Origin of the sequence: Plantibacter sp. PA-3-X8 (assembly GCF_003856975.1) — a bacterium.
Taxonomy (GTDB): Bacteria; Actinomycetota; Actinomycetes; order Actinomycetales; family Microbacteriaceae; genus Plantibacter; species Plantibacter auratus.
Genome location: NZ_CP033107.1, coordinates 3,020,865 through 3,036,829 on the forward strand (window position 1 = coordinate 3,020,865; position 15,965 = coordinate 3,036,829).

The 15,965-nt window shown below is 70.1% G+C and carries 14 protein-coding genes and 1 tRNA gene; 11 read left to right on the top strand and 4 right to left on the bottom strand.

The genetic code is table 11. The features are described from left to right. Window positions 1-4: 4 nt before the first annotated feature. Window positions 5-907: a Sir2 family NAD-dependent protein deacetylase gene (locus EAO79_RS14255; protein ID WP_124769373.1), complete on the bottom strand. Its 903-nt coding sequence runs from the start codon at window positions 905-907 to the stop codon at window positions 5-7. Window positions 908-1,045: 138 nt separating this feature from the next. Between EAO79_RS14255 and EAO79_RS14260 the strand changes: the two genes are divergently transcribed. Both EAO79_RS14260 and EAO79_RS14265 read left to right on the top strand, forming a co-directional pair. Beyond that, on the top strand, window positions 1,046-1,849 hold the full coding sequence (locus EAO79_RS14260; protein WP_124769374.1) for an RNA methyltransferase: 804 nt from the start codon (window positions 1,046-1,048) through the stop codon (window positions 1,847-1,849). 84 nt (window positions 1,850-1,933) lie between these two features. After that, window positions 1,934-3,178 carry a D-alanyl-D-alanine carboxypeptidase family protein gene (locus EAO79_RS14265; protein ID WP_124769375.1) on the top strand — a complete coding sequence of 415 codons (1,245 nt, stop codon included), beginning with the start codon at window positions 1,934-1,936 and terminating at the stop codon, window positions 3,176-3,178. A gap of 39 nt (window positions 3,179-3,217) precedes the next feature. Here EAO79_RS14265 and EAO79_RS14270 read toward each other — a convergent pair whose 3' ends face one another. Beyond that, window positions 3,218-4,027 carry an SGNH/GDSL hydrolase family protein gene (locus EAO79_RS14270; protein WP_079705978.1) on the bottom strand — a complete coding sequence of 270 codons (810 nt, stop codon included), beginning with the start codon at window positions 4,025-4,027 and terminating at the stop codon, window positions 3,218-3,220. Between the two features lie 148 nt (window positions 4,028-4,175). On the opposite strand from EAO79_RS14270, the gene EAO79_RS14275 reads away from it, so the two are divergent. Continuing rightward, window positions 4,176-5,993 (top strand): DEAD/DEAH box helicase, encoded by a 1,818-nt coding sequence (locus tag EAO79_RS14275; protein ID WP_229938898.1) that lies wholly within the window; start codon window positions 4,176-4,178, stop codon window positions 5,991-5,993. Between the two features lie 224 nt (window positions 5,994-6,217). Here the strand turns inward: EAO79_RS14275 and EAO79_RS14280 are convergent. Next, window positions 6,218-6,301 (bottom strand) — tRNA-Leu (locus EAO79_RS14280). Window positions 6,302-6,477: 176 nt separating this feature from the next. Between EAO79_RS14280 and EAO79_RS14285 the strand changes: the two genes are divergently transcribed. The 3 genes from EAO79_RS14285 to mshC all read left to right on the top strand — a co-directional run bounded on the left by EAO79_RS14285 (window position 6,478) and on the right by mshC (window position 9,971). Beyond that, entirely contained in the window at window positions 6,478-7,797 is a 1,320-nt protein-coding gene (locus EAO79_RS14285; RefSeq protein ID WP_124769377.1) for a M20/M25/M40 family metallo-hydrolase, read from the top strand. 114 nt (window positions 7,798-7,911) lie between these two features. Then, on the top strand, window positions 7,912-8,736 hold the full coding sequence (locus EAO79_RS14290; protein ID WP_071260226.1) for an undecaprenyl-diphosphate phosphatase: 825 nt from the start codon (window positions 7,912-7,914) through the stop codon (window positions 8,734-8,736). Next, window positions 8,733-9,971: a cysteine--1-D-myo-inosityl 2-amino-2-deoxy-alpha-D-glucopyranoside ligase gene (gene mshC, locus EAO79_RS14295; protein WP_124769378.1), complete on the top strand. Its 1,239-nt coding sequence runs from the start codon at window positions 8,733-8,735 to the stop codon at window positions 9,969-9,971. The genes EAO79_RS14290 and mshC overlap by 4 nt, the downstream gene beginning before the upstream one ends. A gap of 46 nt (window positions 9,972-10,017) precedes the next feature. On the opposite strand, the gene EAO79_RS14300 is transcribed toward mshC, so the two are convergent. Beyond that, window positions 10,018-10,944: a PAC2 family protein gene (locus EAO79_RS14300; RefSeq protein WP_064296958.1), complete on the bottom strand. Its 927-nt coding sequence runs from the start codon at window positions 10,942-10,944 to the stop codon at window positions 10,018-10,020. 81 nt (window positions 10,945-11,025) lie between these two features. Here EAO79_RS14300 and EAO79_RS14305 point away from each other — a divergent pair, with 81 nt between their 5' ends. The 5 genes from EAO79_RS14305 (at window position 11,026) to EAO79_RS14325 (ending at window position 15,941) form a co-directional block, all read left to right on the top strand. Next, the gene (locus EAO79_RS14305; protein WP_241160891.1) at window positions 11,026-11,730 is read left to right on the top strand and encodes an HAD family phosphatase; all 705 of its coding nucleotides are present in this window, start codon (window positions 11,026-11,028) and stop codon (window positions 11,728-11,730) included. Beyond that, complete coding sequence (locus EAO79_RS14310; protein WP_124769379.1) at window positions 11,727-12,791, top strand: tRNA (adenine-N1)-methyltransferase; 1,065 nt, start codon at window positions 11,727-11,729, stop codon at window positions 12,789-12,791. The genes EAO79_RS14305 and EAO79_RS14310 overlap by 4 nt, the downstream gene beginning before the upstream one ends. A gap of 71 nt (window positions 12,792-12,862) precedes the next feature. Next, a complete protein-coding gene (locus tag EAO79_RS14315; RefSeq protein WP_124769380.1) occupies window positions 12,863-13,819 on the top strand; it encodes an FKBP-type peptidyl-prolyl cis-trans isomerase in 957 nt (318 codons plus the stop codon). Window positions 13,820-13,897: 78 nt separating this feature from the next. After that, window positions 13,898-14,938, top strand: coding sequence for a YafY family protein (locus tag EAO79_RS14320; protein ID WP_079705985.1), 1,041 nt, complete (start codon window positions 13,898-13,900; stop codon window positions 14,936-14,938). Next, window positions 14,931-15,941 (top strand): YafY family protein, encoded by a 1,011-nt coding sequence (locus EAO79_RS14325; protein WP_079705986.1) that lies wholly within the window; start codon window positions 14,931-14,933, stop codon window positions 15,939-15,941. Before EAO79_RS14320 ends, EAO79_RS14325 begins: the two co-directional genes overlap by 8 nt. Window positions 15,942-15,965: the final 24 nt, after the last annotated feature.

The window sequence follows — 15,965 nt, forward strand, 5'->3', positions numbered from 1 at the left end:
GGCGTCAGGCGTCGGTCGCCTCCTGCGAGACGACGCTCGTGAATGCGGACGGGACCAGGCGGGCGGCGATCCCGGTGAGCGTCTCACTGGCACCAGCGTCGAGCTTCACGTCCGCGCGGCCGTCCGCCTTCGTGACGCCGCGGTTGATGACGACGATCGGCAACCGCTTCCGGCGGGCGAGTTCGAGGAGCCGGATCCCCGAGTTGACCACGAGCGACGACCCGGCGATCACGAGTGCGTCGGCGCCGCGCACGAGTGCTGCCGCCTCGGCGTACTTCTCCGTCGGAATGAATTCGCCGAAGAAGACCACGTCCGGCTTCAACATGCCGCCGCAGACCGTGCACACGGGGACGACGATCTCGTCCACGCGCCCGACCTCGGCGTCACCGTCCGGGTTGATCGTCACGTCCGTCTCGGTGTCGAGCCAGGGGTTCAGGGCCGTCATGCGCTCCGCGATGCTCGACCTGGCGTAGCTCTGACCGCAGGAGAGACAGCTGACGCGGTCCATCGACCCGTGCAGGTCGACCACTCGGCGCGAGCCGGCCCTGACGTGGAGGCCGTCGACGTTCTGCGTGATGACGCCGTCGGCGATGCCGGCCTCCTCGAGGAGCGCGATCGCCCGGTGGCCGGCGTTCGGGCGAGCTCCGTCGAACCGCTTCCACCCGAGGTGGCTGCCGGCCCAGTAGCGTTTGCGCGCGGCGTCGTCATTGGACAGGAACTGGTCGACCGTCATGGGGGTCCGCACCGGAGCGCCCTGGCCCCGGTAGTCGGGGATGCCGGAGTCCGTGCTCACGCCGGCCCCGGTGAGGAAGGCGACACGGCGGTCCGTGAGCAGCTCGATCGCCCGTTCGAGCCCGGCCTCGGCCGTCTCGTCAGCGGGATCCCCTGCTGCGATCAGCGTGCTCATGCCTGCTCCGTCCATCCGTCCGCGATGATCGGAGTGCTCCGGGCCATCGCTTCCCCTGAGTCTAAACGGCCTCGTTTTCGATCGTGTTCCCACTCTGGCAAGGTGGAGGTCGAACATCGCGTCGAGAGGACGTCTCCCATGCAGGTCATCCGGATCACCGATCTCGACGACGGACGACTCGACGACTACGCGCGACTGACGGACGTCGCCTTACGCCGGGTGTCCGAACCCGCGGGTGGCCTGTACATCGCCGAGTCGACGAAGGTCATGGAACGTGCGCTGCGCGCCGGCCACCGACCACGATCCGTCCTGCTGCAGGAGAAGTGGCTCGAGGACGTCTCCCCTCTCCTCGAGGACCACGACGTCCCGGTCTTCGTCGGCGAGCCCGCACTCCTCGAGCAGCTGACGGGCTTCCACCTGCACCGGGGGGCGCTTGCGGCGATGCACCGCCCACCGCTCGCCGGCCCCGCCGAACTCCTCGCCGACGCCCGCCGGGTGGTCATCCTCGAGGACATCGTCGACCACACCAATGTCGGTGCCATCTTCCGCTCCGTCGCCGGCCTCGGTGCCGACGCGGTCCTGATCACCCCGCGCTGCGCCGACCCGCTGTACCGTCGAAGCGTCCGCGTCAGCATGGGCACGGTCCTGCAGGTGCCGTGGACCCGCCTGCCGGAATGGGACGTCGCTTCCGGCGTCCTGCGGGATGCCGGCTTCGAGACGGCCGCCCTCGCCTTGGCCGACGACGCCGTGGACCTCGACACCTATGCTCGAACCGCGCCGGAACGGCTCGCCATCGTGCTCGGCGCCGAGGGCGACGGTCTGAGCGCCTCGGCCCTCGCCGCCGCCGACACGATCGTGACCATCCCGATGCTCCACGGCGTCGACTCGCTGAACGTCGCGTCGGCCAGTGCCGTCGCCCTCTGGGAGCTCCGGGTCCGCTGACCACGGTCCCACGCTGCTCGAGGACGCCCGGTCGGCGGCACGTCGCGACAGGGTACGCGCAGGAGCGCCGGGTAGCATGACCGGGTGCCACTCACGAGACGACAGATCTACCGCCGCCGCCGTCTCGCCGTCTTCGGCGTCCTCGCCCTCCTCATCGGGCTGTTCGGCTACAGCGCTGGCGCGCTGCTCCGTCCGGTGCCGGCCGCGGCTGCGATGCTCGAATCCAGCGACGCCCTCACCACCTCGCTCGTCCAGCAGACCACACCGGTCGCCTGGCCAGGGTTCGGTCGGGGCGCCATCGGTGCCGTCGGGTTCGACGGCGTCCTGAGTTCGAGTGGCGAGCAGACGCCGTTCCCCATCGCGAGCATCACGAAGACGATCACCTCCCTCGTCGTGCTGGAGGCGAAGCCGCTCGCGGCGGGGGATCAGGGCCCGTCCATCACGCTGACCGACGCCGACGTCGGGTTCTACTACGACACCATCGCGGAGAACGGTTCAGCGGCACCCGTCGTCGCCGGGTCGGTGTTCACCCAGCGGCAGATGCTCGAAGCACTGCTCCTCCCGTCGGCGAACAACTACAGCATCTCCCTCGCCGTCTGGGCCTTCGGTTCGGTCGACGCGTACCTCGACGCGGCGCGCGCCTGGCTCGATGCACGTGGGCTGACGGGCACGACCGTCACGAACACGAGCGGGCTGGGCGAGACGAACGTCAGCACCCCGAGCGACCTCGTGACCATCGGCAAGCTCGTGCTCGCCGACCCGGTGCTCTCGTCGATCGTCAAGGAGCCCACCGCGGTGCTGCCCGCCATCGGCGAGGTCGAGAACACGAACGCCCTCCTCGGGCAGTACGGGGTGACCGGCATGAAGACGGGGACCGACGACGCCTCCGGCGCCTGCCTGCTGTTCTCCGCCGACCTCCAGGTGCAGGGGCGGACGGTGACCGTCGTCGGCGTCATCCTCGGTGCCGACGACCACACCGTGCTCAACGAGGCCGTGGTCTCCCTGTTGCAGAGCGTGCCGGCCGGATTCCACCAGGTCCAGCTCGCCACCGCCGGGCAATCGGTAGGCTCGTACTCGACCGCATGGGATCAGGCCGCGAAGGTCGTCGTGGCGTCCGACGCCTCCGTGCTCGTCTGGCAGGACACCCCGATCACGGTCGAGAGCCGCGCCAGAGCCATCGACGCCGGTGCCGCCGGTTCGACGGTCGGGAAGCTCAGCTACACCGTGGGAGCGGGCGCGGAGGGTGGTGCGGCGACGATCGACGTCCCGCTGGCCCTCGACGCGGACGTCGCCCCGGTCACGCCCTGGTGGCGCCTGACCAACCCGTGACCGCAGCAGACGCCGGAGCCCGGGTGATCGGCCGGACGGTCAGACGTCGAGTTCCTGGTCCTGCGCTGCGACCGTGAGGAACGGGCCGGCGAGCGGTCGCTTGGCGGTGATGTGGTCGCCGGACGACTGGTGCCGCACCCGACGGAGCACCCACGGCACGAGGTACTCACGCGCCCAGGCGAAGTCCTCGGTCCGGGCCTGACGCCAACGCCTGACGGGGAGCGGCTCCGGCTGCAGCGGCTTGAGGTCGTTCTCCACGTTCAGCGCGTGCAGGACGAGGCGGGCGACCTCATGGTGGCCGAGCGCGTTCAGGTGCAGGCGGTCCGGCGCCCACATCCGCGGATCCTGGATGGCCTGGAGTGCCCACTGGTCGGCGATGATGCAGTCGTGTCGGGCGGCGATGGCCCGCAGGTTCTCGTTGTAGATCGCGACCTTGCCGCGGATGCTGCGGAAGACGGGAGAGAAGCCGACGTCCACGCCGGTGAACAGCACGACCGTCGCTCCGTCGCTCCGGAGGCGGATGATCGCCTGCTCGAGTCGTCTGGCGATGTCGTCGGGGTCGGTGCCGGGCCGGATCACGTCGTTGCCGCCCGCCGAGATCGTGATGAGGTCCGGGTGCAGCTCCAGGGCGGGCTCCACCTGGTCGTCGAGGATCTGCTGCGCGAGCTTGCCGCGCACGGCGAGGTTGGCGTAGGCGAAGTCCGAGTTCTGCGCGGCCAGCACCTCGGCGACCCGATCGGCCCACCCACGGTGCCCGCCCGGCGCGCCCGGCTCGGGATCACCGATCCCCTCGGTGAACGAGTCGCCGATGGCGACGTACCGCGACCAGGGATGGTGCTGTTCGGTCATGGGTGGTTCCTCCTGCTGTGCATCCGGAACCTCCAGCGTACGCCCGCCCCTCGGCTGGCGGATCAGTCGCGAGTCGGACATCCGGATGGGTGTCGAGGCCGCACACGATGGTCGGCGGTGTCGGCGCGGCCGGGTACAGTGGTCTCCAGTGAACGCGGAAATCTCTTCGACCCAGCACCTGGGCGGGTCCGCAGCCGAACACCTCTCACCGGCCTTCCCGGAACGCGCAGCGTGGGGCACGGCGAGCAAGCTTCGAGCCTGGCAGGCCGAGGCGCTCGAGCAGTACTTCACGACCGAACCCCGTGACTTCCTCGCGGCGGCGACACCGGGCGCAGGCAAGACGACGTTCGCGCTACGGCTCGCGTCCGAACTCCTCCATCGCGGCACGATCGACCGCATCACGGTCGTCGCCCCGACCGATCATCTGAAGCGCCAGTGGGCCGAGGCCGCGAGCCGGGTCGGCATCCGCCTCGACCCGAACTTCGCGAACCGCGACCAGGTCTTCGGCCGCCACTACCACGGTGTCGCCGTCACCTACGCCCAGGTCGCGGCGAACCCGCCCGTGCATCAGCGCACGACCGACTCGGGTCGCACCCTCGTCATCCTCGACGAGGTCCACCACGGCGGCGACGCCCTGAGCTGGGGCGACGGCATCCACGAGGCCTTCTCGCGGGCGACCCGTCGCCTGTCGCTGACCGGGACCCCGTTCCGGTCCGACACGGCACCGATCCCGTTCGTGGTCTACCAGCCGGACCACCAGGGCATCCGGACCTCCGTCACCGACTACAACTACGGGTACGGTCGCGCGCTCCAGGACGGGGTCGTCCGTCCGGTGCTCTTCATGGTCTACGCCGGTCACATGCGCTGGCGGACCAAGGCCGGCGACGAGATGGAGGCCCGTCTCGGCGAGGGCAACACCAAGGACATCACCTCCGCGGCCTGGCGCACCGCCCTCGACCCGCAGGGTGACTGGATCCCGGCGGTCCTGAAGTCCGCCGACCTCCGGCTGTCCGAGGTCCGTCAAGCGGTCCCGGACGCCGGCGGACTCGTGATCGCCACCGATCAGACGACCGCGCGAGCCTACGCGGCCATCTTGCACGAGCTGACGGGGGAGCAGCCCACGGTCGTCCTCTCCGATGAGAAGGAGGCCAGCGATCGGATCGCCGACTTCTCGGGGAACACCAAGCGCTGGATGGTCGCGGTCCGCATGGTGTCGGAAGGCGTGGACGTCCCACGACTCGCCGTCGGCGTCTACGCGACGTCGTCCGCCACGCCGCTGTTCTTCGCGCAGGCGATCGGGCGATTCGTCCGGGCACGTCGACGCGGCGAGATCGCGAGCATCTTCCTCCCGAACGTGCCGAACCTGATGGCCCTCGCTGAGAAACTCGAGCTCGAACGCGACCACGCGCTCGACCGCCCGAGCGACCCGGACGCGGAGGGCGACCTCTTCAACCCGGAGGACGCGATGATGGCGGCCGCGGAGCGCGAGGACAAGGCTTCCGACTCACTCCTCGAGGAGTTCACCTGGCAGGCCGTCTCTTCGGACGCGCACTTCGACCGGGTGGTGTTCGACGGCGACGAGTTCGGCGAGCTCGCCCAGCCGGGCACCGAGGAGGAGTTCGACTTCATCGGGTTCCCCGGGCTCCTCGAGCCTGAACAGGTGCACGAACTGCTCGTGCAGCGCCAGAGCCGCCAGGCCAAGCGCGGGGCGTTCGTCGACAAGAACGCCGCCTCGCCGAGTCCGCAGGCGGACATCCCCGCTCCGCTCTACCGCACCCTCAAGGAGCAGCGCCAGGTGCTCAACACCCTGGTGGGCCTTTACGCCAAGCACACGAAGGAGCCGCACGGACTCGTGCACGCGGAACTGCGACGCGTCTGCGGCGGGCCCGCCGTGGCACAGGCGAGCGTGACGCAGCTGCAGTCACGCATCGACCTGCTCCGGCGTCGCCTGGGTCACGGGCACTGAGGACAGCGCTTCTCCGCACGCGTGCTCCTGCTTCGCGGTCGGCCCGCCGGAGCTGCCCTTCGACAGGCTCAGGGACCGGCGGTGCAGGCTCAGGGACCGGGGGAGGTGCGCCGGTTCTCGCTCTGGCGGAAGACGATCTCGGGTGTCGGCGTGTCGTGGAGTCCGGCGGGAAAACAAGAACGGCCGGAGCTTTCGCTCCGGCCGTTCGCCGTCTCAACACGGTGTGCGCGAAGGGGGACTTGAACCCCCACGCCCGTAAGGGCACTAGCACCTCAAGCTAGCGCGTCTGCCATTTCCGCCACCCGCGCGTGTTGTGATCGTGTCCGGCTTTCGCTGGGCACGAGAAGAAACTCTAGCACGGATTTCGACAGCCGTTCACCACCTCGCACGGCCAGACGAAGTTCCCGACGCCCTCCGGCCGTGCGCCGACCGAGCAGAACAGGGGAGAGGTGCAGCGGTCAGGGCCGACGGGTAGCGTGGAACCATGACCTCCGGCTCAGACGCATCCGACCTCACGCTCGACGAGACCACGCGGATCGCGCGGGACCTCATCCGAATGGACACGACGAATTACGGCGAGGGCCGCTCCAACGGCGAGACGGAGGCGGCCGAGTACGTCGAGGCGTACCTCCGCGACCTCGGACTGGAGCCGGAGCTGATCGACGCCGCTCCGGGCCGGACCAGCGTAGTCGCACGGGTCACCGGCGCGAACCCCGAGAAGCCTGCGCTCGTCGTGCACGGGCACCTCGACGTGGTGCCCGCCGACCCCGCGAACTGGTCGGTGGACCCCTTCGGCGGCGAGATCAAGGACGGCCTGCTGTGGGGACGCGGGGCCGTCGACATGAAGAACATGGACGCGATGATCCTCGCGTCGCTCCGCGAGATCCTCGGCAGCGGCCGTCGCCCGGAACGCGACCTCGTGATCGCGATGTTCTCGGACGAGGAGAACGGCGGCGTGTTCGGCTCGCACCACCTCGTGACGGAACGACCGGAGCTCTTCGCCGGCGCGACCGAGGCGATCAGCGAGGTCGGCGGGTACTCGATCACGTTCGGCGGACGCCGCTCCTACCTCCTCCAGACCTCGGAGAAGGCCCTCGTCTGGATCAAACTGGTCGCGACCGGACGAGCGGCCCACGGATCCCGCTACGTGCAGGACAACGCCGTCACCCGCCTCGCGGAAGCGGTGGCGGCCATCGGACGCACCGAGTGGCCCGTCCGACTCACCGACACCACCGAGCAGCTGCTCCGTGAGATCGCCACCATCCTCGGCACCACGCCCGAACGGCTCGGCCCGGACGAGCTCGCCCTCGCGACGGGTACGGCCTCCGGCTTCATCCAGGCCTCGCTCCGCACGACGAGCAACCCGACCCTGCTGCAGGCCGGGTACAAGCACAACGTGATCCCCGATCGCGCCGAGGCGCTCGTCGACATCCGCACCCTGCCCGGCGAGGAGGACGCCGTGCTCGCGCGCGTCGCGGAGATCGTCGGTGAGGACATCGAGATCGTCGTCATGCACCGCGACATCGGCCTCGAGACACCGTTCTCGGGTCCGCTCGTCGACGCGGTCGTCGAGACCCTCGGGCGCCATGACCCCGGCGCCCCGGTACTCCCGTACATGCTCTCCGGCGGTACCGACAACAAGGCGCTCTCGCTCCTCGGCATCACCGGGTACGGCTTCGCTCCGCTGCGCCTGCCGGAACACCTGGACTTCCCCGCGATGTTCCACGGAGTCGACGAGCGCGTGCCGCTCGACGCGCTAGGGTTTGGCAGGCAGGTCCTCACGGACCTCCTCCTCGACTACTGACTTCCCACGGTCCGTCTCCGCGCCCTCCGAGCCGCGAGACGCTCCAGGAGCCGCCCCGCCGACGACTGCCGGATCCGGCCGAACACCAGCCATCCGGCTGCAGAAAGGTGCCCTGTGGACCTCATCAACGCCATCATCCTCGGACTCGTCCAGGGACTCACCGAGTTCCTGCCGATCTCGTCGAGCGCACACCTGCGCATCCTCGGCGAGTTCCTCCCGGGGGCGAAGGACCCTGGCGCGGCGTTCACCGCGATCACCCAGATCGGTACCGAGGCCGCCGTCGTGGTGTTCTTCTGGCGCGACATCGTCCGCATCATCTCCTCCTGGTGCAAGGCCCTCGTCGGCAAGATCCCGAGGGATGACGCCGACGCCCGCATGGGGTGGCTGATCATCATCGGCAGCCTCCCCATCGTCGTGCTCGGCCTGTTGTTCCAGGACGAGATCGAGACGACCTTCCGCTCACTGTGGATCGTCGCGATCATGCTCATCGTGTTCGGCATCCTGCTCGGTGTCGCCGACGCCGTCGGAGCGAAGAAGCGACGACTGAAGAGCCTGACCTACCGCGACGGCGCGATCTTCGGAGGCGCCCAGGCCCTCGCCCTCATCCCCGGTGTCTCCCGCTCCGGTGGCACGATCACGGCGGGGCTGTTCATGGGCTACGAGCGCCGTGCTGCGGCGCGGTACGCCTTCCTGCTCGCGATCCCCGCGGTGTTCGGCAGCGGCTTCTACCAGGTCTTCAAGAGCATCGGCGAGCCGAGCCCGTACGGACCGGTCGAGACGCTCGTGGCCACGGTCATCGCGTTCGTCGTCGGCCTCGCGGTCATCGCCTTCTTCATGAGCTACATCTCGAAGCGCAGCTTCCTGCCCTTCGTCGTCTACCGCATCGTGCTCGGCGTCGTCCTGCTGGTGCTGCTCGGCACGGGCGTGATCAACGCGTGAGGGCCTGGTCCGCCCCGGTCGTCCCGCAGCTGCCCGGCTCCGGCACGGCCCCGTGTCTCTGGGACACCCCGAGCGCCGGGCTCATCGAGGCCTCCGCCGAACGCACGGCGCGGTTGTACGTCTGCGGCATCACGCCGTACGACGCGACCCACCTCGGCCACGCGTCGAGCTACCTCGCCTACGACACCCTGCAGCGCGTCTGGCTGGACGCCGGCTACGAGGTGCACTACGCCCAGAACGTCACCGATGTGGACGACCCGCTGCTCGAGCGGGCCACCGCGACCGGCGTCGACTGGGTCGAACTCGCAGCGAGCCAAGTCGAACTCTTCCGGAGCGACATGGAACGCCTCAGCATCCTTCCCCCCGAGGACTACGTCGCGGTCACCGAGGTCATCGGACCGATCGCCGACGCCGTCGCGCTGCTCATCGAGCGCGGTGTCGCCTACACGGTCGCCACCCCGGACAGTGCCGCCGGAGACGACGTCTACTTCGACGTGCGCGCCGCGGCCGACGACGTCTGGCACCTCGGTGCGGAGAGCGGGCTCGACGAGGCGACGATGGCCGCGTTCTTCGCCGAGCGCGGGGGAGACCCCGACCGCGCCGGGAAACGCGACGCCTTCGATCCACTGCTCTGGCGGGCGGCGCGCGACGGCGAGCCGAGCTGGGAGTCACCCGTCGGCCAAGGACGCCCCGGTTGGCACATCGAGTGCTCGGTCATCGCCCTCCAGCACCTCGGATCCGACTTCACGGTCCAGGGTGGCGGCTCCGACCTCGTCTTCCCGCACCACGACCTGAGTGCCGGGCACGCCGCAGCGCTGTCCGGTCGCCCGCTCGCCAAGGTGTTCAGCCACGCCGGCATGGTCGCCTACGAGGGCACGAAGATGTCGAAGTCCCTCGGCAACCTCGTCCTCGTCTCACGCTTGGCCGCCGACGGAGCAGACCCCTCGGCCATCCGACTCGCGATCCTCGCGAACCACTACCGCAGCGACTGGGAGTGGCACGACGAGCACCTCGTCCTGGCCGATCGTCGGCTCGGGACCTGGCGTTCGGCCTTCGCGACGGACGCCGCGAGTGGAGCGTCCGCCGTCGAGCTGCTGCAGGCGATGCGGGTCCGACTGGCGGACGACCTCGACACCCCGGGTGCCATCGCACTCGTCGACGCCGCAGCGACGACCGGCGTCGACGACGCCGACCTCGCGCGGTCGGCCGTCGACGCGCTCCTCGGCGTTCGCTGAGCAGGACGACGGCTCACCGGAGTCGCGCGACTGCGAAGGGACCGGGTTACTCGCGGTCCTTCCGCCAGGGCTCGTCGCCCTTGCCCTCGTCCCGACGGAGGTACCGCTCGAACTCCTTGGCGATGGCCTCGCCGCTCGCCTCGGGCGACTCGACGGTGTCGCGCGCCTGCTCCAGCTGCTGGATGTAGGCGGCCATGTCCTCGTCTTCGGCGGCGAGCGTGTCGATCCCGCTCTGCCACTCGCCGGACTCCTCGACGAGGGCTCCGCGGGGGATGACGACGTCGATGAGCTCCTCGAGCTTGTCGATCAGCGCCAGGACGGCTTTCGGGGAGGGCGCGCTGTGCACGTAGTGGGGGACCGAGGCCCAGACCGACAGACTCTGGACGCCCTGCCGCTCGGCGGCGTCGGCCAGCACACTGAGGATGCCGACCGGCCCTTCGTACGTGCTGCGCTCGAGCTGCAGGGCCTGCCGCAGCTCCGCGTTCTCGCTCGACGCGAAGACCGAGATGGGTCGCGTGTGCGGGACGTCGGCGAGCATCGCACCGAGCATCACCATGCCGGTGATGCGCTGCTCGGTGATCACGGCGAGGATCTCGTCGACGAACGCCTTCCAGCCGCGCGAGGGCTCAGCGCCGAGCAACACGTAGACGTTGTCGCCGCCGCCCTCGCTGACCCGGAGCGCAGCGTCCTCCGCAAGAGGGGTCGCGGGCTTCGCCGCTTCGGGGTCGGGCCCCGAGATCGTGGTACCGGGCCAGGTCAGGGACCGTTTGCCGTCCTCGTCGACGCCGACCGTCGGCCGGTTGAACTGGTAGTCGTAGTAGGGCTCCGGGTCGATCTCGAGCAGCGGGCGGAGGGCGAGCGAGTCGCGAAGCACGCGCACCGCGCCGCTCGCCGCCTCGCCGGCATCGTTCCAACCCTCGAACGCCACGACGAGCAGGCGACCGCCCAGCGGCTCCTTGGTGTCTTCCGTCACGTCTCACTCCTCGGTGCACGGGGACCTTCCGCGACCATCCATCCAGGATAGGCGCTTCACCACCCGGTAGCATGGCACCCCGTGACCACTCTCCTCCCTGCCGCAGTCCTCTGGGACATGGACGGCACCGTCGTCGACACCGAGCCCTACTGGATGGAGGCCGAGACCGAGCTGGTCGCGGCCCACGGTGGCACCTGGACCCATGAGGACGGCCTCCTGCTCGTCGGGAACGGGCTCTGGGACTCCGCCGCCGTCCTCCAGGGCCGCGGCGTCGCGCTGGACGCGGACACGATCGTCGCCCACCTCACGGACCACGTCCGGCGCCTCATCCAGGAACGCGGCGTCCCGTTCCGTCCCGGCGCCCAGGAGCTGCTCCACGAGCTCCGGGAGGCCGGCGTGCCGACCGCACTCGTCACCATGTCGATCCGGTCCATGGCCGAGGACATCGCGAGCGGCATCCCGTTCGACGCGTTCGACCTCATCGTCGCCGGCGACGAGGTCGAGCAGCCCAAGCCCCACCCGGACCCCTACCTGAGGGCCGCCGAGGCACTCGGTGTCGACCCGCGCGAGTGCATCGCGATCGAGGACTCCGCCACCGGTCTCGCGTCCGCGCTCGCGGCTGGGACCATCGCCGTGTCGGTCCCGCACATCGTGCCGATCCCCGAGGGCCCGCACCACACCACCTGGGACACCCTCGCCGGGCGCTCCGTCGCCGACCTCGCCGAGCTGCGCTCGACCGCGAGCGGCCCCACCCACCACCCCGAGACAGAGGCAGCACAGCGATGAGCGCGAACCACCAGCCGGCGAACAGCGGGCCCTTCCGCGAAGGCGACCGCGTCCAGCTGACCGGACCGAAGGGGCGGAAGAACACCATCACGCTGGAGGCCGGCAAGGTCTTCCACACGCACCGCGGGATGATCGAGCACACCACGATCATCGGCCTGCCGGACGGCAGCGTCGTCGCCAACACCGAGGGCATCGAGCACCTCGCGCTCCGGCCGCTGTTGGTCGACTTCGTGATGTCGATGCCTCGCGGTGCCGCCATCATCTACCCGAAGGACGCGGCCGAGATCATCGGCCAGGCGGACATCTTCCCCGGCGCGACGGTCGTCGAGGCCGGTGTCGGTTCCGGCGCGCTCTCCCTCTGGCTCCTCCGGGCCATCGGACCGTCGGGCAGGTTGGCCTCCTTCGAGCGTCGGGACGAGTTCGCCGACGTCGCCCGCGGCAACGTCGCGACCTTCTTCGGCTACGACCCGCAGAACTGGTCGGTCACGGTCGGCGACCTCCAGGAGACCCTGCCCGACACGATGCCCGCCGAATCCGTCGATCGCGTGGTGCTCGACATGCTCGCACCGTGGGAGTGCCTCGACGTCGCGTGGGAGGCGCTGAAGCCCGGTGGAGTGATCCTCTGCTACGTCGCCACCGTCACCCAGCTGTCCCGGGTCGCCGAGGCGATCCGCGGGACGGGCGGCTTCACGAACCCGCAGTCGAACGAGACGATGATGCGCGGGTGGCACGTCGAGGGACTCGCCGTGCGACCGGACCACCGGATGATCGGACACACGGGCTTCCTCATCACCGCGCGGAAGCTCGCACCCGGCACGGTCCTGCCCGAGCTGAAGCGACGCGCCTCGAAGAGCGACTTCAGCGCCGAGGACGTCGAGCTGTGGACACCGGGCGCCCTCGGGGAACGCTCCGCGAGCGCGAAGATCCTGCGGAAGCGTGCCAGGAGCGCCGGGGCGAGCGCCGAGCTCTCCCGGGCGCGGGGCCTCGACGACGAGAGTGCGGGGCCCGACGGGTCGATCGAACCGTCCGCCGCTGAGCCGCCGCTCGGCGACGAGCGTTGACCGAGGTTCACGTCGACTAAACTGTGCGACGGCGACCTGCCGTCCCACCCGTACCACCGAAACGAGGATCCGTGCGCACTGCACCAGCTCTCATCGCCGCAGCAGGCCTCCTGCTCGTCTCCCTCACCGGGTGCACCGCGCCGGGCTCGGCCTCGTGCGACACCGCGGCGTCCGCCGGCGACGCGACGAAGCTCATCAGCGTGTCGGGTGACTTCGGCGCCACCCCGAAGGTGGAGCTCCCGAAGCCGCTGTACACGAAGACGACGGAGCGCCAGGTCGTGATCCAGGGCGACGGTCAGCAGGTCTCGGCCGACGGCACCGTCAACCTCAACCTGATGCTCCTCAACGGACGCACGGGCGACGTCCTGCAGCAGACGGACTTCAACGGGCCCGCGAGCACCCTCATCGCCCTGTCCGGAAGCCTCCCCGGCTTCGCGAAGGCGTTCGCCTGCACGACGGTCGGATCCCGTGTCGTCGCGGCGATCTCACCCGAGGACGCGTTCGGCCCGAGCGGTGGCAGCGAGGCGAACGGCATCAAGAAGGACGACGCGATCATCCTCGTCGCCGACATCCAGGGTGCGGCGCTGCCCAAGGCCGACGGTGCCGAGCGCCCGATCCCGTCAGGGTTCCCCTCCGTCGTGACCGCTCCGAGTGGTCAGCCCGGCATCACCATCCCGGCGGCCCCAGCACCGACCGAGACGAAGCACACCCTGTCCCGCGTCGGCGACGGTGCCACGGTCAAGGCCGGCGACCAGGTCATCGTCAACTACACCGGCGTGCTGTGGGATCAGAAGAGCGTCTTCGACAGCAGCTGGGAGAAGGGCCAGCCCCTCGTCTTCCAGGCCGACGGCGGTCAGATGATCAAGGCCTTCAACGACGCGGTCGTCGGCCAGCAGGTCGGCTCGCAGATCATCCTCGTGGTGGCGCCGAAGGACGGCTACGGCGAGCAGGGTTCGGGCAGCGTCCCGGCCGGCGCCACGCTCGTGTTCGTCATCGACGTGCTCGGCACGCAGCGCGCGGCGCAGTAACCGACACGCCTCGGATACGGCCCGTCCCACGCCCGCGTCGCGGGTGGGGGACGGGCCGTCCGTCGGTAGACTGGACCGGTGTCCTCAGCCCGCGAGTCCCCGAAGCCGGTCCCGGTGGAGGAGCGACTTTTCAGCCTCGTGCTCGCGCTCCTCGCCACGCAGACCGGCCTGACGAAGAACGAGATCCTGTCGACCGTCCAGGGGTACCGCCAGCAGTATTCGAGTGGCGGTGGCAACGCCAGCCTCGAGCGACAGTTCGAGCGCGACAAGGACAACATCCGCGAACTCGGCGTCCCGCTCGAGACGATCGAGCAGCCGGGTGAACCCGGCAACAACCAGTCGATGCGCTATCGGATCCCGAAGGGCGCCTACGAGCTCCCCACCGACGTCCGGTTCACCCCGGCGGAGCTGTCACTGCTGTCGCTCGCAGCCACCGTTTGGCGTGAGGGGTCGCTCTCCGGCCAGTCGCAGCGCGCGATGACGAAGTTGCGGTCGCTCGGCATCGAGCCCGACGAACCGATCATCGGATACGCGCCGAGACTCCGCACCCGGGAGGCCTCGTTCGAACCGCTCGACGCGGCCCTCGAACGTCGGTCCGTGGTCGCCTTCCCCTACCTGAAGCCCGGCGAGGCGCGGCCACGCGTCCGCACCGTCGCACCGTTGGCGCTCGTCCAGCACGAGGGTCGCTGGCACCTCTACGCGACCGACCGGACGGTGGACGAGCCCCGGACGTTCCTCCTGTCGCGGATCGTCGGTCCGGTCAAGCCGACGGGGGAGTCGTTCCCCGCCGACGACCGCGACCACGCCGCCGACGCGATCGACGGCCTGCGCCGCGTGTCCTCGTCGCAACGCGCCCTCGTCCGTGTCCGGCCCGGGACCGACGCCGCGGCCCGCCTCGGCAACCGCTACGGCGTCAGCGACACGGAGCGCACGGAACTCACCATCCCGTACCTCGACCACCACATCCTCGCCGACGAGCTCGCCGGGTTCGGCCCGGAGGTCGTCGTCCTCGACCCTCCGGCGCTCGTCGAGGCCGTGGCGTCCAGACTCGAGCTGGTCGTCGCCCGCCACCGCGCGACCGACGACGCACCCCACCCCGAGGAGACCGCCCGTGGCTAAGCGACCGGCGGCGCCCCGCGCCCAGGACAAGCTGATCTTCCTCCTCTCGCTCGTGCCGTACCTCATCGACCGCGAGCGGGTCACGGTCGACGAGGCCGCTCGGCACTTCGGTCTGTCCCCGCGCCAGATCCGAGAAGCGGTCGAGCTCTTGACGGTGTCCGGCGTGCCGGGCGACACCCGGCAGTACCTCGCCGGCGACCTCTTCGACATCGACTGGGGCAGCTTCGAGGAGGACGACGAGATCGTCCTCACCCACCGGGTCGCCCTCGACGACAGTCCTCGCTTCTCAGCCCGCGAGGCCTCCGCCCTCATCGCCGGCCTGCAGTCGCTCCAGCGCCTTCCCGAGTTCGTCGACAGCGACGTCATCGGCGGCGTGATGGCGAAGCTCGCCCGCGGGGCGTCGTCCGCACCGGGCCAGCTCGCGGTCACCGAGTCCTACTCAGCACACGCGGTCGGTATCATCCGGTCGGCTCTGGCCGCCGGCCACAGCGTCGCGTTCGACTACGTCGACGCGAGTGGGGCGACCGAGGCGAGACTGGTGGACCCGCTGCGTCTCGAGTCCCAGGATCAGGACTGGTATCTCTACGGGTGGTGCCACCTGCGCGAGGCGACGCGTCGCTTCCGTCTCGATCGGATGACCGAGCTGCGGGAGACCGACGCCGAGGTCGTGTTCCGCGAAGCGGACGTCGTCGTCCCGACCGCGTTGTTCGAGCCGAGCGACTCCGACCGCAACGTCACCGTGCTCGTCCGACGCTCGGTCCTGCCGCTCATCGACGACTACGTGGTCGCCGTCGACAGCGCACCAGGCGGCTCCGCAGCCCGCGAGGACAGCGACGCCGAGGTGACCGCGACCCTACGCCTCGCGCACCATCACGGCCTCAAACGACTGGTCGCCGCACACCCCGGGCTCATCACCGTGCTCGGCCCGGCGGACGCGCGCGACGCGGTCGCCGATTGGGCGGCCGCCGGTCTCGCGCAGTACCGCACGACATCCGCGAGCTGACTCCCGAGACTCCCGGCAGCAGAG